The sequence below is a fragment of the Pseudomonas brassicacearum subsp. brassicacearum genome, assembly GCF_008801605.1.
GTDB classification, from domain to species: Bacteria; Pseudomonadota; Gammaproteobacteria; order Pseudomonadales; family Pseudomonadaceae; genus Aquipseudomonas; species Aquipseudomonas brassicacearum.
In genome coordinates this window covers 116,886-133,449 of the sequence record NZ_VZPJ01000008.1, presented here as the reverse complement: position 1 = coordinate 133,449, position 16,564 = coordinate 116,886, and the positions used below count along the sequence as shown (strand labels likewise).

The 16,564-nt window shown below is 62.2% G+C and carries 16 protein-coding genes; 14 read left to right on the top strand and 2 right to left on the bottom strand.

Features of this window, described 5'->3' with window-relative positions; all coding sequences use genetic code 11:
- The first annotated feature begins 21 nt into the window (after positions 1–21).
- From F7R20_RS19090 to F7R20_RS19055, 8 genes are all read left to right on the top strand, one after another.
- Positions 22–207: a Trm112 family protein gene (locus F7R20_RS19090; protein WP_003179363.1), complete on the top strand. Its 186-nt coding sequence runs from the start codon at positions 22–24 to the stop codon at positions 205–207.
- Positions 204–968: a 3-deoxy-manno-octulosonate cytidylyltransferase gene (gene kdsB / locus F7R20_RS19085; RefSeq protein ID WP_003204286.1), complete on the top strand. Its 765-nt coding sequence runs from the start codon at positions 204–206 to the stop codon at positions 966–968. Before F7R20_RS19090 ends, kdsB begins: the two co-directional genes overlap by 4 nt.
- Positions 968–1,432, top strand: a complete 465-nt coding sequence (locus tag F7R20_RS19080; RefSeq protein ID WP_003204283.1) for a low molecular weight protein-tyrosine-phosphatase — start codon at positions 968–970, stop codon at positions 1,430–1,432. Before kdsB ends, F7R20_RS19080 begins: the two co-directional genes overlap by 1 nt.
- Positions 1,429–2,448, top strand: a complete 1,020-nt coding sequence (gene murB, locus F7R20_RS19075; RefSeq protein WP_003204282.1) for a UDP-N-acetylmuramate dehydrogenase — start codon at positions 1,429–1,431, stop codon at positions 2,446–2,448. The genes F7R20_RS19080 and murB overlap by 4 nt, the downstream gene beginning before the upstream one ends.
- A gap of 265 nt (positions 2,449–2,713) precedes the next feature.
- Positions 2,714–3,184, top strand: a complete 471-nt coding sequence (locus F7R20_RS19070; RefSeq protein WP_003204280.1) for a (2Fe-2S)-binding protein — start codon at positions 2,714–2,716, stop codon at positions 3,182–3,184.
- Positions 3,181–5,496, top strand: coding sequence for a xanthine dehydrogenase family protein molybdopterin-binding subunit (locus tag F7R20_RS19065; protein WP_003204278.1), 2,316 nt, complete (start codon positions 3,181–3,183; stop codon positions 5,494–5,496). The genes F7R20_RS19070 and F7R20_RS19065 overlap by 4 nt, the downstream gene beginning before the upstream one ends.
- On the top strand, positions 5,496–6,467 hold the full coding sequence (locus F7R20_RS19060) for an XdhC family protein (protein ID WP_003204276.1): 972 nt from the start codon (positions 5,496–5,498) through the stop codon (positions 6,465–6,467). Before F7R20_RS19065 ends, F7R20_RS19060 begins: the two co-directional genes overlap by 1 nt.
- Before the next feature lie 20 nt (positions 6,468–6,487).
- Positions 6,488–7,078, top strand: coding sequence for a nucleotidyltransferase family protein (locus F7R20_RS19055; protein WP_003204274.1), 591 nt, complete (start codon positions 6,488–6,490; stop codon positions 7,076–7,078).
- A gap of 345 nt (positions 7,079–7,423) precedes the next feature.
- On the opposite strand, the gene rne is transcribed toward F7R20_RS19055, so the two are convergent.
- Positions 7,424–10,621: a ribonuclease E gene (rne, locus tag F7R20_RS19045; RefSeq protein ID WP_003204272.1), complete on the bottom strand. Its 3,198-nt coding sequence runs from the start codon at positions 10,619–10,621 to the stop codon at positions 7,424–7,426.
- Between the two features lie 699 nt (positions 10,622–11,320).
- Here rne and rluC point away from each other — a divergent pair.
- The 3 genes from rluC to sppA are packed head-to-tail and all read left to right on the top strand — an operon-like array spanning position 11,321 to position 13,939.
- Positions 11,321–12,277 (top strand): 23S rRNA pseudouridine(955/2504/2580) synthase RluC, encoded by a 957-nt coding sequence (gene rluC / locus F7R20_RS19040; RefSeq protein ID WP_027911492.1) that lies wholly within the window; start codon positions 11,321–11,323, stop codon positions 12,275–12,277.
- Entirely contained in the window at positions 12,267–12,929 is a 663-nt protein-coding gene (locus tag F7R20_RS19035) for an HAD-IA family hydrolase (RefSeq protein WP_003204268.1), read from the top strand. Before rluC ends, F7R20_RS19035 begins: the two co-directional genes overlap by 11 nt.
- A 20-nt stretch (positions 12,930–12,949) precedes the next feature.
- Complete coding sequence (sppA, locus tag F7R20_RS19030; protein ID WP_003204267.1) at positions 12,950–13,939, top strand: signal peptide peptidase SppA; 990 nt, start codon at positions 12,950–12,952, stop codon at positions 13,937–13,939.
- Positions 13,940–14,100: 161 nt separating this feature from the next.
- Here the strand turns inward: sppA and F7R20_RS19025 are convergent, their stop codons facing one another.
- Positions 14,101–14,679: a Maf family protein gene (locus tag F7R20_RS19025; RefSeq protein WP_003204264.1), complete on the bottom strand. Its 579-nt coding sequence runs from the start codon at positions 14,677–14,679 to the stop codon at positions 14,101–14,103.
- A 105-nt stretch (positions 14,680–14,784) separates the two neighbouring features.
- Between F7R20_RS19025 and F7R20_RS19020 the strand changes: the two genes are divergently transcribed.
- From F7R20_RS19020 to plsX, 3 genes are read left to right on the top strand one after another with little or no spacing between them, the layout of a single operon-like run.
- Complete coding sequence (locus F7R20_RS19020) at positions 14,785–15,312, top strand: YceD family protein (RefSeq protein WP_003204262.1); 528 nt, start codon at positions 14,785–14,787, stop codon at positions 15,310–15,312.
- Between the two features lie 13 nt (positions 15,313–15,325).
- Entirely contained in the window at positions 15,326–15,508 is a 183-nt protein-coding gene (gene rpmF, locus F7R20_RS19015; RefSeq protein WP_003179396.1) for a 50S ribosomal protein L32, read from the top strand.
- Positions 15,509–15,512: 4 nt separating this feature from the next.
- On the top strand, positions 15,513–16,523 hold the full coding sequence (plsX, locus tag F7R20_RS19010) for a phosphate acyltransferase PlsX (RefSeq protein ID WP_080560998.1): 1,011 nt from the start codon (positions 15,513–15,515) through the stop codon (positions 16,521–16,523).
- Positions 16,524–16,564: the final 41 nt, after the last annotated feature.

The following is a 16,564-nucleotide window of genomic DNA, read 5'->3' as shown; positions in this document are numbered from 1 at the left end:
CCTTTTATCCAGGGGAATTCCATGGACACCAAACTGCTCGACATTCTGGCCTGCCCGGTCTGCAAAGGCCCGCTCAAGCTCAGCGCCGACAAGACCGAACTGATCAGCAAGGGCGCCGGCCTGGCCTACCCGATTCGCGACGGCATCCCGGTGATGCTCGAAAGCGAAGCCCGTACCCTGACCACCGACGAGCGCCTGGATAAATGACTGCAGCCTTTACCGTTGTCATTCCGTCGCGTTTCGCTTCGACGCGCCTGCCCGGCAAGCCGTTGCTGTCGATTGCCGGCAAGCCGATGATCCAGCATGTCTGGGAGCAGGCTTGCAAAAGCAGCGCCCAGCGTGTGGTGGTGGCGACTGACGATGCGCGCATCGTCGAGGCCTGCAAAGGCTTTGGCGCCGAAGTCGTGCTGACCCGTGAAGACCATAATTCGGGCACTGACCGCCTGGCGGAGGTCGCGGCGAAACTCGGTCTTGCCGCCGACGCTATCGTGGTCAATGTGCAGGGTGACGAGCCGTTGATCCCGCCGAGCGTGATCGATCAGGTCGCCGCCAACCTCGCGGCCCACACCGAGGCGCGCATGGCCACCCTGGCTGAGCCGATCGAGGATGTGCAGACCCTGTTCAACCCCAATGTGGTCAAGGTGGTCAGTGACCTCAATGGCCTGGCGTTGACCTTCAGCCGCGCGACATTGCCCTGGGCGCGGGACGCATTCGCCCAAAGCCGTGACGTGATGCCGGAGGGCGTGCCGTACCGCCGCCATATCGGCATCTATGCCTACCGCGCCGGCTTTCTCCAGGACTTCGTCGCCTGGGGCCCGTGCTGGCTGGAAAACACTGAATCCCTGGAGCAGCTGCGTGCCCTGTGGCACGGCGTGCGGATCCACGTCGCCGATGCGCTGATCGCCCCGCCGACCGGTGTCGACACCGCCGAAGACCTCGAGCGCGTTCGTCGCCTGCTGGAGGCTTGATGCGGGTCCTGTTCGTCTGCCTCGGCAATATCTGCCGCTCACCCACCGCCGAAGGCATCCTGCGCCACAAGTTGCGTGAGGCCGGGTTGGCCGGGCAGGTGGAAGTCGCTTCCGCCGGCACCGGTGACTGGCACGTCGGCAAAGCGCCGGACAAGCGCAGCCAGGCGGCGGCCCTGAAGCGTGGCTACGACTTGTCGGCCCTGCGCGCGCAACAGGTGACCCGCGCCGACTTCGCCGCCTACGACCTGATCCTGGCGATGGACAGCAGCAATCTGCGTAATCTCAAGGCTCTGCAACCGGCTAATGGCAAGGCCGAGCTGGATCTGTTCCTGCGCCGCTACGAGGCTGAACTCGACGATGTACCGGACCCGTACTACGACGGCGAACAAGGCTTCGAACAAGTGCTGGACCTGATCGAACGCGCTACCGATCGCCTGGTGATCGAATTGAAGGGGCGGTTATGACCTTGCAGGTTCGGGCGGGCGTCAGCCTCAAGCCCTTCAACAGTTTTGGTGTGGACGTCACTGCCCGGTTGTTCGCCGAAGCCCACAGCGATGACGATGTTCGCCAGGCGTTGGCTTATGCCACCGAACATGCCGTGCCATTGCTGGTAATCGGCGGCGGCAGCAACCTGCTGCTGACCGGCGACATCGATGCATTGGTGCTGCGCATGGCCAGCCACGGTATTCGCCTGCTCAGCGATGACGGCGAACGGGTGGTGGTCGAAGCCGAAGCAGGGGAGCCGTGGCATCCTTTCGTCCAGCACACCCTGGTGCAAGGTTGGGCGGGATTGGAGAACCTCAGCCTGATTCCCGGCACCGTGGGCGCGGCACCGATGCAAAACATCGGCGCCTACGGTGTGGAGATCAAGGACGTCTTCGCCGGCCTCACCGCGCTCGATCGCCAGACCGGCGAACTGCGCGATTTCAGCCTTGAAGACTGTCGGTTCGCTTATCGCGACAGCCTGTTCAAGCAGCAAGCGGGTCGCTGGTTGATCCTGCGGGTGCGTTTTGCCCTCAGCCGCGCCGCGCACTTGCATCTGGAATACGGCCCGGTGCGTCAGCGATTGACCGAGCAGGGCATCGAGCAGGCAACACCCACCGATGTGAGCCGGGCCATTTGCAGCATCCGCAGCGAAAAACTCCCGGACCCGGCGGTGCTGGGCAATGCCGGCAGCTTCTTCAAGAACCCGCTGGTGCCGGCCGCGCACGTGGCGCACTTAAAGCTGCAATACCCTGACCTGGTGGCTTATCCACAGCCTGAGGGGCAGATGAAAGTCGCTGCCGGCTGGCTGATCGAGCGCGCCGGCTGGAAGGGCTTTCGCGAAGGTGATGCCGGGGTGCACAAGTTGCAGGCGTTGGTGCTGGTCAACTACGGCAGCGCCACGGGCCCGCAACTTCTGGACCTGGCCCTGCGCATCCAGAAAGACATTGCCGAACGTTTCCAGGTCGAGCTGGAAATGGAGCCCAATCGGTACTGAACCGCGCTTTGCGACCGCCTGAAAAAACGCCCTGCACACCCCGCACACAAGCATTTGTGCAGGATTGTGCAGGGCGTTTTGCGTGATCCTGGGTTAATTTAGCTTCCTAACGATGCGACCATCGCATCCTAAAGGCCCGATGCAGACGCCTGCGTGCGCCGGCATAAGAGAGCCCGATCAGCCTGAGCCAGTCTGCGACAACCGAACCGTCAACCCGGCGGCAGATTGCTCGACCCCATAACTCGATAACTATGCGGGCGTGCCCATGATTACCCTGAAACTCAATGGAAAAGACCATCAACTGGATGTGACCGAGGACATGCCGCTGCTGTGGGCTATTCGGGATGTAGCCGGTTACAACGGCACCAAATTCGGCTGCGGCATGGGCCTGTGCGGCGCGTGCACCATCCACATCGACGGCGCCCCGGCGCGCAGCTGCATTACGCCAATCGGTTCTGTGAATGGGCAAAATGTCAGCACCATCGACGAACTTCATGTCGATCCGGTCGGGCAAATCGTCCAGAAGGCCTGGCTCGACACGGCGGTGGCCCAGTGCGGTTACTGCCAGGGCGGGCAGATCATGTCGGCGACCGCCTTGCTCAAGACCAACCCCAACCCGAGTGACGAGCAGATCGAAGAAGCCATGGTCGGCAACATCTGCCGCTGCGGCACCTACAACCGGATCAAGACCGCGATCCGCCAGGCCTCCACTCACCTGAAGGAGGCCAAGGCATGAGCCGCTTGCCCGATGATTTTGTCCTGAGCAACCTCAGCCGTCGCGGCTTCCTCAAAGGCGCGAGCGCCACCGGTGTGCTGGTGCTGGCGGCCACGTGGGGCCTGCCGGAGGCCTTTGCCGAGGAAAAGAAATTCGGTGCCGAGGGCATGCCCCATGGCGCGGTCGACGACCCGAAGGTGTACGTCAGCATTGCCGCTGATGGCAGCGTGACCGTGATCTGCAACCGTTCGGAAATGGGCCAGGGTGTGCGCACCAGCCTGAGCATGGTCGTGGCCGATGAGCTGGAGGCCGACTGGGCGCGTGTGAAGGTGCAGCAGGCGCCGGCCGATGAGGCGCGCTTCGGCAACCAGGATACCGACGGCTCGCGTAGCATGCGTCATTGGTACGAGCCGATGCGCCGTTGCGGTGCTGCCGCCCGGACCATGCTGGAACAGGCCGCCGCTGCGCAGTGGAAGGTGCCGGTGGGTGAATGCCATGCCCAACTGCACAAAGTGCTGCACCAGCCTTCGGGGCGTGAACTGGGCTATGGCGAATTGGCCGCTGCGGCCAGTGCCTTGCCGGTGCCGGGGCGTGACAGCTTGCGCCTCAAGCAGCCATCGGAGTTCCGCTACATCGGCAAGGAGGCGAGCCGGGCCATTGATGGTGCGGACATCGTCAACGGTCGTGCCGTGTTTGGTGCCGATGTGCATTTCGACGGCATGCTCTATGCCGTCATCGCGCGTCCGCCGGTCTATGGTGGCAAGGTCAAGAGCGTGGACAGCAGCGCGGCGCTGAAAGTACCGGGCGTGATCAAGGTGGTGCAGATCGAAGGGCGCCCGCTGCCCTCGGAATTCCAGCCGTTGGGCGGCGTGGCGGTGGTGGCGAAGAACACCTGGGCGGCGATCAAGGGCCGCGAAGCGTTGAAAATCCAGTGGGACGACGGCCCGAATGCCGGGTATGACTCCATTGCCTATCGCAAGGAACTGGAAGCGGCGGCCCTCAAGCCCGGAAAAGTCGTGCGCAGCAGCGGCGACCTCGACGACGCGTTGGCCAAGGCCGACTCGACCCTGGAAGCGGCGTATTACTTGCCGCACCTGTCCCAATCACCGATGGAGCCGATGGTTGCCGTTGCCCGGTTCAAGGACGGTCAATGCGAGGCCTGGGCACCGAGCCAGGCCCCGCAGGTGACCCGTGAACGTGTCGCCGAACGCCTGGGCATTCCTTTCGATAAGGTCACGGTGAACATCACGTTGCTGGGCGGTGGTTTCGGACGCAAGTCCAAACCCGATTTCGTCGTCGAAGCAGCGGTGCTTGCCAAGGAGTTTCCAGGCCAGCCGATACGGGTGCAATGGACCCGCGAGGACGACATCCATCACTCGTATTTCCACACTGTATCGGCCGAATACCTCAAGGCCGGCCTGAACCAGGACGGTATGCCGTCCGGCTGGTTGCACCGCACCGTGGCCCCGAGCATCACCGCACTGTTTGCGCCGGGCATGACCCACGAGGCGCCGTTCGAAATAGGCATGGGCGTGACCAACATGGCCTACGCCATCCCGAACCTGCGCCTGGAGAACCCCGAAGCCACGGCTCACACCCGGGTGGGCTGGTACCGTTCGGTGTCGAACATCCCCCATGGTTTCGCGATCCAGAGTTTCATCGACGAATTGGCCCACAAGGCCGGCCAGGATCCGCTGAAGTACCAGGTCAAATTGCTCGGGCCGGACCGCAAGATCGATCCGCGTACCTTGAGCGAAGAATGGAACTATGGCGAATCCCCCGAGCGTTATCCGATTGATACCGCGCGGATTCGCACGGTGCTGGAAACCGCTGCGAAGGCCGCCGGTTGGGGCCGGGAGCTGCCGAAGGGCCGTGGCCTGGGGTTGGCGGTGCATTACAGCTTCGTCACTTACGTGGCGGCGGTGATCGAGGTGGAGGTCAAGGACGATGGCACGGTGATCGTGCACAAGGCGGACATTGCCGTGGATTGCGGTCCGCAGATCAACCCCGAGCGCATCCGTTCCCAGTTCGAGGGCGCCTGCGTCATGGGCCTGGGCAATGCCATGGTAGGGGAAATCAGCTTCAAGGACGGCAAGGTGCAGCAGGACAATTTCCATATGTACGAAGTGGCGCGCATGTCCCTGGCGCCCAAGGAAGTGGCGGTGCATCTGGTCACGCCGCCGGGTGAGGTGCCGTTGGGCGGTGTCGGCGAGCCGGGCGTGCCGCCGATTGCGCCTGCGCTGTGCAACGCGATTTTCGCTGCCACTGGCAAGCGTATTCGTAGCCTGCCTGTGCGCTATCAGCTGCAGGGCTGGCAGCAGGCGAAGGCCTGATGGACAGCGTTGATCTGAACGTCCTGCGCAGCGTGCTTGAGTGGCGCCGCGCCGGGCGGCGGGTGGTGCTGTTCACTGTGGTCCAGACCTGGGGTACCGCGCCAAGGCCGCCGGGGGCGATGCTGGCCCTGCGCGAAGATGGCGTGGTGATTGGTTCGGTGTCGGGCGGTTGTGTCGAGGATGACCTGATCGCCCGGTTGCACGACGGTCGCATTCCGGCGGACGGTCCGCCGGTGCAACTGATCACCTATGGCGTCACCCGCGAAGAAGCGGCGCGCTTCGGCCTGCCGTGCGGCGGCACCCTGCGCCTGACCGAAGAGCGGGTGGGCGACCCATACTGGGTCGCGCAGTTGCTGGAACGTTGCGAAGCCCATGAGATTGTCGCCCGTGAGCTGACAGTCGCCAGCGGCAACGTGGTCCTGACCCCGGCCAGCAAGACCGACGCCCTGGTGTTCGATGGGCAGGTCCTGCGGGCCATATACGGTCCGCGTTGGCGGCTGCTGCTGATTGGCGCAGGGCAACTGTCGCGCTACGTGGCGGAAATGGCCCGGCTGCTGGACTTTGAAGTGCTGATTTGCGATCCGCGCAAGGAGTTTGTCTATGGTTGGGAAGAGCAGCATGGCCGCTTCGTCTCGGGGATGCCCGACGAAGCGGTGTTGAGCATCCAGACCGACGAACGCACCGCCATTGTGGCCTTGACCCATGACCCACGCCTGGACGACATGGCGCTGCTTACGGCCCTGGACTCCAAGGCTTTTTATGTCGGCGCCCTGGGGTCGCGAGTCAACAGCCAGAAGCGCCGGGATAACCTCGCTCAGCTAGGCTTGTCAGCAGAGGCCATTGAACGCTTGCATGGACCCATCGGCTTGCACATCGGTAGCCACACCCCGGCGGAAATCGCCTTGTCGCTGCTGGCCGAAATCGTGGCCATCAAGAATGGCGTTGAACTGCGGCAGAAAAAGCCGCTGTAAGCCGTGGGCAAGGAGGGCGTATGAGCGAGTCGATTGGCGTGATCATTCTGGCGGCCGGATCGGGCAGCCGTTTCCGCCGTATTGCAGGCCCGGACAAGGATAAATTGCTGGCTGATTGCGCCGGGCGTGACGGCGCCGTGCGGTCGGTGATCGAACAGGTGCTGGTGAATCTGCCAGCCGCCCTGGAAAAGCGCCTGCTGGTGACGAGCAGGGATCGGCCGCAAGCCGTTCGCATGGCCCAGGCCTATGGCTGCGATTTCGTGGAGCTGGACTCGCCCGGCCTGGGCGACAGCATTGCCGCAGGCGTCCAGGCCTGCCCGGACCTTGATGGCTGGCTGATAGTGCTGGGCGACATGCCCTTCATCCTGCCGTCGAGCATCGAACAGGTGGTGGCAGGGATCCGCACGGACGGCATCAGCGTGCCGGTCCTTGCCGGTGAGTACGGGCATCCGGTGGGATTCGGTCGTGGGTTTGGACCGAAACTGATGGCATTGACCGGTGATCGGGGGGCCAAGGTATTGTTTGCCGGGGCGCAAGTGGTCGAAGTGCCGGTGGATGACCCGGGCGTAACGTGGGATGTAGATGTGCCAGAGGCACTGGCCTTCAAATAACAGACGACGCAGAAGCCTGTGGAAGCGAGCTGACATTCAGTATTGATGCAAGCTGACCCGGCGCCATCGCGAGCAAGCTCGGCTCCCACATTGGATCTTCAACGGGCATAAATCTTGTGCCCGCCCCCAGATCCCTGTGGGAGCGAGCTTGCTCGCGAAAGCGGTCTGGCATTCAGCATTGATGCAAGCTGACCCGGCGCCATCGCGAGCGAGCTCGGCTCTCACATTGGATCTTCAGGGGGCATAAATCTTGTGCCTGGTCCCAGACCCACTGTGGATAAGTATGAAGGCATAAAAAAGCCCCGCCTGGCATGACCAGGCGGGGCTTTTTACTGGGCGGTGGAATCAGGCGTGAGGTTTAGGCTCGTGCTCTTTTTCCAGGGCTTCAGTGTGACGCGGCACGACTTCTTCAGCAGTGTGCTGAGGTTCGTCGAACGTTGGAGCCGATTCAGCCGGGGCCTCGGCGACCGGGGCAGGGGCTGCCTCGGCGACTTCTTCCACGACTGGAGCTGGTTCGACAGCAGGCGCTTGAGCGGCAGCAGCGGCAGCTTGTTCGGCTTCCTTCTGCAGACGCTCGGCTTCACGCTTGCGACGACGCACTTCACGCGGATCGTTCGGCGCGCGGCCATTTGCGGTCAGGGCGCTGGCAGGTGCTGGCTCTTCAACCGGGGCCGGTGCTTCGACAACCACGGGTGCTTCGACCACTGGAGCAGGCTCGACCACTTCTGGCTCGACCGCTTTCACGGGTTCTGGTGTCGGTTCTGGCTCGACAACAGGTGCCGGTGCAACTGGCTCGGCGGTCCAGTTGAACGCAGTCTGCTCCTCGCGGGCAGGCTCTGGGGCCTTTTCCTCGGCCGGTGCTTCGAAGGCCGGCTCAGCGGCTACCACTGGCTGCTCGACGACCGGTGCAGGCTCGGCGACCACTTCAGTTTCAGCAACCTGGGCTTCATGGGCCGGGGCGACTTCCACTTCTGGCGAAGCAGTGGTTTCTACCGGAGTAGTGGCTTCGACTACCGGAGCTTCAGCAACTGGCGCGCTTTCCACGGCAGCGGTAGCGCGTTCGGCTTGTTCGTGAGCCTGGGCTTCGGCCGGGGCGCTGATTGCGCTGCTGGCAACGGCGGCAGTCACGGCCAGGCCGGCGGCCAGGTCGGCAGCGCTTGGCGCTTCAGCGTTCTCGGTGGACTCGGACTCTTCCGAACCTTCGATCACGTTGCCGTTGGCGTCACGCTGACGCTCACGACGGTTGCTGCGACGACGCTGGCCACGGGAGCGGCGGCGTGGACGATCGCCTTCGGCGGTGTCCTGGCCGTCTTCCTGCAACTGCTCTTCGGTGTTCAGCACTTCTTCTTCGCTGGCAGCGGCGGCTGCCTGCTCGGCGCGTGGCTGGCGCTCTTCACGTGGCGGACGCGGTGCACGTTCTTCACGAGGCTGGCGAGCCGGACGCTCTTCAGCGGTGGCGGCGGCGGCAGCCGGGGCGGCATCCAGTGGCTCGCGCAATTCGCGAACACGTTCTTCACGCTCGCCACGTGGCTTGCGATCTTCACGCGGTGCGCGCGGCTGGCGTTCTTCACGCGGCGGACGCGGTGCACGCTCTTCGCGGGCTACGGCTGGCGCTTCCTCACGAACTTCGCGCGGCTGACGCTCTTCACGCGGCTCACGTGGCGCGCGTTCTTCACGCGGTGCACGCTCTTCGCGAGGTTTGCGTTCTTCGTCACGACGACCGTTGCGGTTGCGGGTCTGTTGGCGACCGTTACGGCGTTCTTCGTTGCGGGTAGGACGCTCGGTCGTGGCAGGCTTGGCGACGACGGCCGGGGCAGCAGGTTCTTCCTTGGTGGCGAACAGGCTGACCAGCGACTTCACCAGGCCTTTGAACAGGCTTGGCTCTGGTGCAGCGGCCGGGGCGGCAACCGGAGCGGCCACTTCGGTCGGAACCGGAGCGTTGGCGCGGGCCGGAGCGGTCTTGACCGCGGCTTCCTGGCGAACCAGGGTGCGAGTGGCGGCGGCCGGCTGGACTTCTTCCACTTCGGCAGCGGCAGCAGCGATTTCGTAGCTGGACTGGTTGGTGTGGGCTTCCGGGCTGTCATCGCGCAGGCGCTGCACTTCGAAGTGCGGCGTCTCGAGGTGATCGTTCGGCAGGATGACGATACGGGCGCGGGTACGCAGTTCGATCTTGGTGATCGAGTTGCGTTTTTCGTTGAGCAGGAACGCGGCCACCGGGATCGGCACCTGGGCGCGAACTTCGGCGGTGCGGTCTTTCAGGGCTTCTTCTTCGATCAGGCGCAGGATCGCCAGGGACAGCGACTCGACGTCACGGATGATGCCCGTGCCGTTGCAACGCGGGCAAACGATGCCGCTGCTTTCGCCCAGGGACGGACGCAGGCGCTGACGGGACATTTCCAGCAGGCCGAAGCGCGAGATGCGACCGACCTGTACGCGGGCGCGGTCGGCTTCCAGGCATTCACGGACCTTTTCTTCCACGGCGCGCTGGTTCTTGGCCGGGGTCATGTCGATGAAGTCGATGACGATCAGGCCGCCGATGTCGCGCAGGCGCAACTGACGGGCGATTTCCTCGGCCGCTTCAAGGTTGGTCTGCAGGGCGGTTTCTTCGATGTCGCTGCCTTTGGTGGCGCGGGCCGAGTTGATGTCGATGGACACCAGGGCTTCGGTCGGGTCGATGACGATGGAGCCGCCGGACGGCAGTTCGACGACGCGCTGGAAGGCGGTCTCGATCTGGCTTTCGATCTGGAAACGGTTGAACAGCGGAACGCTGTCTTCGTAGAGCTTGATCTTGCTGGCGTACTGCGGCATCACCTGGCGAATGAAGGTCAGGGCTTCGTCCTGGGCTTCGACGCTGTCGATCAGCACTTCGCCGATGTCCTGGCGCAGGTAATCGCGGATGGCGCGGATGATCACGTTGCTTTCCTGGTAGATCAGGAACGGCGCGGAGCGATCCAGCGAGGCTTCTTTGATGGCGGTCCACAATTGCAGCAGGTAGTCGAGGTCCCACTGCATTTCTTCGCTGCTGCGGCCAAGGCCGGCAGTGCGCACGATCAGGCCCATGTCAGCCGGTGCAACCAGGCCGTTCAGGGCTTCACGCAGTTCGTTGCGCTCTTCGCCTTCGATGCGGCGGGAGATGCCACCGGCGCGAGGGTTGTTCGGCATCAGGACCAGGTAACGGCCGGCCAGGCTGATGAAGGTGGTCAGGGCGGCGCCCTTGTTGCCACGTTCTTCTTTTTCGACCTGGACGATGACTTCCTGGCCTTCGCTCAGGACGTCCTTGATGTTGACGCGGCCTTCAGGGGCCTTCTTGAAGTATTCGCGGGAGATTTCTTTGAGGGGCAGGAAGCCGTGGCGCTCGGAGCCGAAATCGACAAAGGCAGCCTCAAGGCTTGGTTCGATGCGAGTAATCCGGCCTTTATAGATGTTGGCCTTCTTCTGCTCGCGTGCACCGGATTCGATATCCAGGTCGTAGAGGCGCTGGCCGTCTACCAGTGCAACACGCAACTCTTCGGGTTGAGTTGCGTTAATCAGCATTCTTTTCATGTAGTACCGTCGGTTTCCGGGCTGCCGGAAACGGCGTTCGGCACACACGACTTCTCACGGTCGGTGTCAGGTGCGTCCTGAAGATGGCAAGGCCACTCCAGTGTCCAGCGAGTTCGACCCAATGATGGCGAAGTCGCGACGGACGCGTCCTGCTTGCTGGTACTCAAGCACTCAGTCAGGAGGAGGAATCAACCGGCGCCTGTGGACGAGATGAAGCGTCTAAATATAAGCCTAGTGCTACACAGTCCGACGGTTGTACATCTCCACCCTACACGTATCCCTGATAATTCGGGTGCTGCCGCGCGCAGAATCCGCAGCGGGTTGGCATTTACCGTGAGCTCCGAAAGGGGAGGTCACGCATCATGGCTAATTTAGGCGTTGTTTCCGAAGCATTCGCTCGGGGTCGTCCGCAGCTGACTGCACTTTGTGAACTGGCCGTGAATGTGGCGCGCAAGGCGAGTCAAAACTCTGCTTTGCGGCGTATTTCAGGCCTCATGTCACCTGCGCTCGTTACACCTGAAAACTCTACCGTTACGTAGCGAAAGCCCCGTAGGACGGCCTCTCGTCCTCGTGAATTGCGTTGGTCAGGGCCGGTTTTTGACCGTTAGTCCACTGTCCAGCCACTTTTGGCGGCGTTCGCGACTATAGCAGCAATGATTAAGTGCTTCAATTCCATAAAAAATTGTTATGATCGCCGCCATGACAACTACTGCCCCTTCGACCCCTGGCGTTCAACTGCTCGAGGTCTCGCCGGAATATGCCGGCCAACGAATCGATAACTTCCTGCTGGCCCGGCTCAAAGGCGTGCCCAAGACCTTGATCTACCGCATTTTGCGCAAAGGCGAAGTGCGGGTGAACAAAGGTCGGATCAAGCCCGAATACAAGCTCCAGGCCGGTGACATCGTGCGCGTGCCGCCGGTTCGCGTGCCCGAGCGCGATGAGCCGGTGCCTCTGGCCCAGGGTCTGCTGCAACGCCTTGAAGCCTCGATTATCTATGAAGACAAAGCCCTGATCGTGATCAACAAGCCCGCGGGCATTGCGGTTCACGGCGGCAGCGGCCTGAATTTCGGAGTGATCGAAGCCTTTCGTCAGTTGCGTCCGGACGCCAAGGAGCTGGAGCTGGTCCATCGCCTTGATCGCGACACCTCCGGCCTGCTGATGATTGCCAAGAAACGCAGCATGTTGCGCCACCTGCACGAGCAATTGCGCGGCGACGGCGTCGACAAGCGCTACATGGCGCTGGTGCGTGGCCGCTGGGAAACCTCCATCAAGCAAGTCCGTGCGCCGTTGCTCAAGAGCAACCTGCGTTCCGGCGAGCGCATGGTCGAAGTCAACGAGGAGGGCAAGGAGGCGCTGACGGTGTTCAAGGTGCTGCGCCGCTTCGACGACTTCGCCACCCTGATCGAGGCCAAGCCCGTGACCGGGCGTACTCACCAGATCCGTGTCCACACCTTGCATGCCGGGCATTGCATTGCCGGCGACAGCAAATACGGCGATGACGATTTCACCAAGGAAATCCGCGATCTGGGCGGTAAGCGCTTGTTTCTCCATGCTTACATGCTGACCGTGCCGCTGCCCGATGGTGGCGAGCTGAAATTGCAGGCCCCGGTGGATGACATGTGGGCCAAGACCGTGGAGCGGTTGAGTGCATCCTGACTACAAGCTGCTGATCTTCGATTGGGACGGCACTCTGGCCAACTCCATTGGTCGGATCGTGGAGGCGATGCATGTCGCCTCGGACCGTATGGCGTTTGCCCGGTGCGACGACTTGGCGGTGAAAGGCATCATCGGTCTCGGGTTGCCAGAAGCCATTCGCAGCCTGTATCCGGAAATTGACGACAGTGAGCTGGTGGTTTTTCGCCAGCATTACGCCGATCACTATATCGCGCTGGACGCCGAGCCTTCACCATTGTTCGATGGCGTGGCGGGTACGCTGGAGGCTCTGCGTACCGAGGGCTATCACCTGGCTGTCGCGACCGGCAAGGCTCGTCGCGGGCTGGATCGAGTGCTCAAGTCCCATGGCTGGGAGGATTATTTCGATATCACCCGTGCCGCGGATGAAACCGCCAGCAAGCCGCATCCGCTGATGCTCGAGCAGATCCTGGCGCATTGCAACGTGCGGCCGGATGAGGCGCTGATGGTGGGGGATTCGTCATTCGACCTGCAGATGGCGCGCAACGCCGGCATGGGCTCGGTGGCGGTCAGCTACGGCGCTCAAACGATCGAGGCACTGCGGGCATTCGAGCCGCGACTGGCCATTGATCATTTTCCTGAGTTGCACGCCTGGCTGAGCCAGCGGGCTCTTTAAGTTTTGCTGGGGATTCACGCATGACCGATGAATGGAAAGCACCTGTCAAGGCGAGCGCCGAGAGCGGGGATGACAAAAGCTGGAAGCTGTTGGAAACAACCTTGCTCGCCAGCGTGCAGGAACAGCGTCGCTCCCGTCGCTGGGGTATTTTCTTCAAATTGCTGACCTTTACTTATCTCTTTGTTGCATTGGCGCTGTTCACGCCGCTGATGGATATGGAGAAAAGCGCTGTCGCCGGCTCGGCATACACCGCCTTGATCAATATCGAGGGCATGATCGCCGACAAAGAGCCTGCCAGTGCCGACAACATTGTCGGTAGCCTGCGGGCCGCCTTCGAGGACTCGAAGGTCAAGGGCGTGGTGCTGCGCATCAACAGTCCCGGCGGTAGCCCGGTGCAATCGGGATACGTCTACGACGAGATCGTGCGGTTGCGCGCATTGCACCCGGATATCAAGGTGTATGCGGTCATTTCCGATCTCGGTGCTTCCGGTGCCTATTACATTGCCAGTGCGGCGGACCAGATCTATGCCGACAAGGCCAGCCTGGTGGGCTCCATTGGTGTGACAGCGGCCGGCTATGGCTTTGTCGGGACCATGGAGAAACTGGGCGTGGAGCGTCGTGTGTATACATCCGGCGAGCATAAATCCTTCCTTGATCCGTTCCAGCCGCAAAAGCCTGAAGAAACCGCTTTTTGGCAGAGCGTGCTCGACACCACTCACAAGCAATTCATTGCCAGCGTCAAGAAGGGCCGAGGCGAGCGCCTGAAGGACAAGGAGCATCCGGAGCTGTTCTCCGGGCTGGTCTGGTCGGGGGAGCAGGCATTGCCGCTGGGCCTGATCGACGGCTTGGGCAGTGCCAGTTCGGTGGCGCGGGATGTGATCGGTCAGAAGGACCTGGTGGACTTCACGATCGAAGAGTCACCGTTCGATCGCTTCTCGAAAAAGCTGGGGGCAAGCATCGCCGAGCATCTGGCGATGTGGATGGGCTTCCAGGGGCCGACGTTGCGCTAGCTCCTCGTTTCGCGCGATCTTCTGTGGTGAGGAGATTGCCGTGGGAGCAAAGCTTGCTCGCGATGAGCGATAACTCGGCTGGCCTGTATCATCACGGGCCTGCATCGCGGGCAAGCCTTGCTCCCACAAATGAATTCCTTCGCCACACATTGTATGTTGGATCAGGGAACCTGCACGCCCTCGGCCAGCAACATATCCACAAGACGAATCAGTGGCAGGCCGATCAGGCTGGTGGCGTCTGGCCCTTCGGTGCTCTGGAACAGGCTCACGCCAAGTCCTTCGGCCTTGAAGCTGCCGGCGCAGTCGTAAGGCTGCTCGGCCCGCAGGTAGCGTTCGACGCGCTCTGGGTCCAGGGTGCGCATGGTGACGGTAAACGGAATGCAGTCGACCTGGCAGGTGCCGGTCTGGCTGTTGAGCAGTGCCAGGCCGGTCAGGAACGTGACCTTGGTGCCGCTGGCAGCCAGCAGTTGCTCGCGAGCGTTCTCGAAGGTGTGAGGCTTGCCCAGGATGCGTTCGCCGAGCACGGCGACCTGGTCTGAACCGATGATCAGGTGCGCCGGGTGGCTGTCGGCCAGTGCCAGGGCTTTTTCCCGGGCCAGGCGCTTGACCAGTTCAAGGGCGGGCTCGCCGGGGCGATGGCTTTCGTCGATGTCGGGTGAGCAGCAGACGAACGGCAGTCCCAGGCGGGCAAGCAATTCCCGGCGATAGACCGAGCTTGAGGCAAGTAATAAAGGCAGCATGGGCGGCTCCAAAAGGCAGGGCTGAATTCTAGCGAGGCGCGCAAGTGACGGACAGGGCTGAATTTCCTTTGACATGGCCGGGGGCATCCCTATAATGCTGCGCCTATGTTGAATGACCCGATTCCACCTCACGTTGACCCGCGCAAATTGGCTGACCGTGGCACCACCCTTCAAGGTGAACTGCTGCTGGCCGATTTGAAGAGACTCTGCGACCCGCTTTCCGACGATGTCGGTACGGTCCAGGCCAAATTCGTTTTTGAACGAGATGAACGTAAATCTGTGGTTATCCACAGCTTTATCGACACTGAAGTCAAAATGGTTTGCCAGCGTTGTCTTGAGCTGGTCACCCTGCCGATCCACAGCGAGTGCAGTTACGCCGTGGTGAAGGAGGGTGCGAATACCCAGTCGTTGCCGAAAGGTTATGACGTGCTGGAACTGGGCGAAGATCCATTGGATCTGCAGTCACTGATCGAGGAGGAGCTTCTGCTCGCCTTGCCCATTGTGCCTGCTCATCATCCGGAAGAATGCCAGCAGCCGGCGGGAGCAGATGAGCCCGAACCGAGCGAGGACGAGGTAACGCGGTCCAACCCGTTCAGTGTATTGGCGCAGTTAAAGCGTGACCCAAACGTTTAGGAGTTAATCAATTATGGCTGTTCAGCAGAACAAAAAATCCCGCTCTGCCCGTGACATGCGCCGTTCGCACGACGCTCTCGAGGCTAGCACCCTGTCCGTAGAAAAAACCACTGGTGAAGTTCACCTGCGTCACCACGTATCGCCAGAAGGCGTATACCGTGGCCGTAAAGTGATCGACAAGGGCGCTGACGAGTAATCACTTGTCCGCTCAAGTCATCGCGATTGACGCAATGGGCGGGGACTTCGGTCCCCGCAGCATTGTTCAGGCCAGCCTCGCTTGTCTGAATGCTACACCCTCGCTGCACCTGACCCTCGTCGGTCAACCCTCCCTCCTGGAAGAAATGCTCAGCGGCCAATCGGCTGTCGATCGCGCGCGCCTGACTATTGCCCCAGCGTCCGAAATCATCACCATGGACGAAAAGCCGGCCCAGGCCTTGCGCGGCAAGCCCGACGCTTCGATGCGGGTGGCCCTTGAGCTGCTGCGCGATGGCAAGGTCCAGGCATGCGTCAGCGCTGGCAATACCGGCGCGCTGATGGCGCTGTCGCGCTACGTGCTCAAGACCTTGCCGGGTATCGACCGGCCCGCGATGGTGGCGGCGATCCCGACCCAGCGTGGGTTTTGTCAGTTGCTCGACCTGGGGGCCAACGTCGATTGCAGTGCCGAGCATTTGCTGCAATTTGCGGTGATGGGCTCGGTCGCGGCAGAAACCCTGGGCATCGTGCGCCCGCGTGTGGCGTTGCTGAACATCGGCACCGAAGACATCAAGGGCAACCAGCAGGTCAAGCTGGCGGCCACGCTGCTGCAGGGCGCGCGCGGCATCAACTACATCGGCTTCGTCGAAGGCGATGGCTTGTACCGTGGCGAGGCCGATGTGGTGGTGTGTGATGGCTTCGTCGGCAATATCCTGCTCAAGTCCAGCGAAGGCCTGGCCACCATGATCGGCCAGCGTATCGAGACTTTGTTCAAGCAAAGCTTGGCCTCGCGGGTAGTCGGCGCCTTGGCGTTGCCGTTGATGCGTCGGTTGCAGGCCGACCTGGCGCCGGCGCGGCATAACGGTGCGAGTTTTCTCGGGTTGCAGGGGATCGTGATCAAGAGCCATGGTTCGGCGGGCGTGCAGGGTTTCCAGAGCGCGATCAACCGAGCGGTGATCGAGATCCAGGAAAACCTGCCGGAGCGCCTGCATGGTCGCCTCGAGGATTTGTTAACTTAGGCGTTTTCGTCCGACAATGCTTAAATGTGACCGGTCGGTTC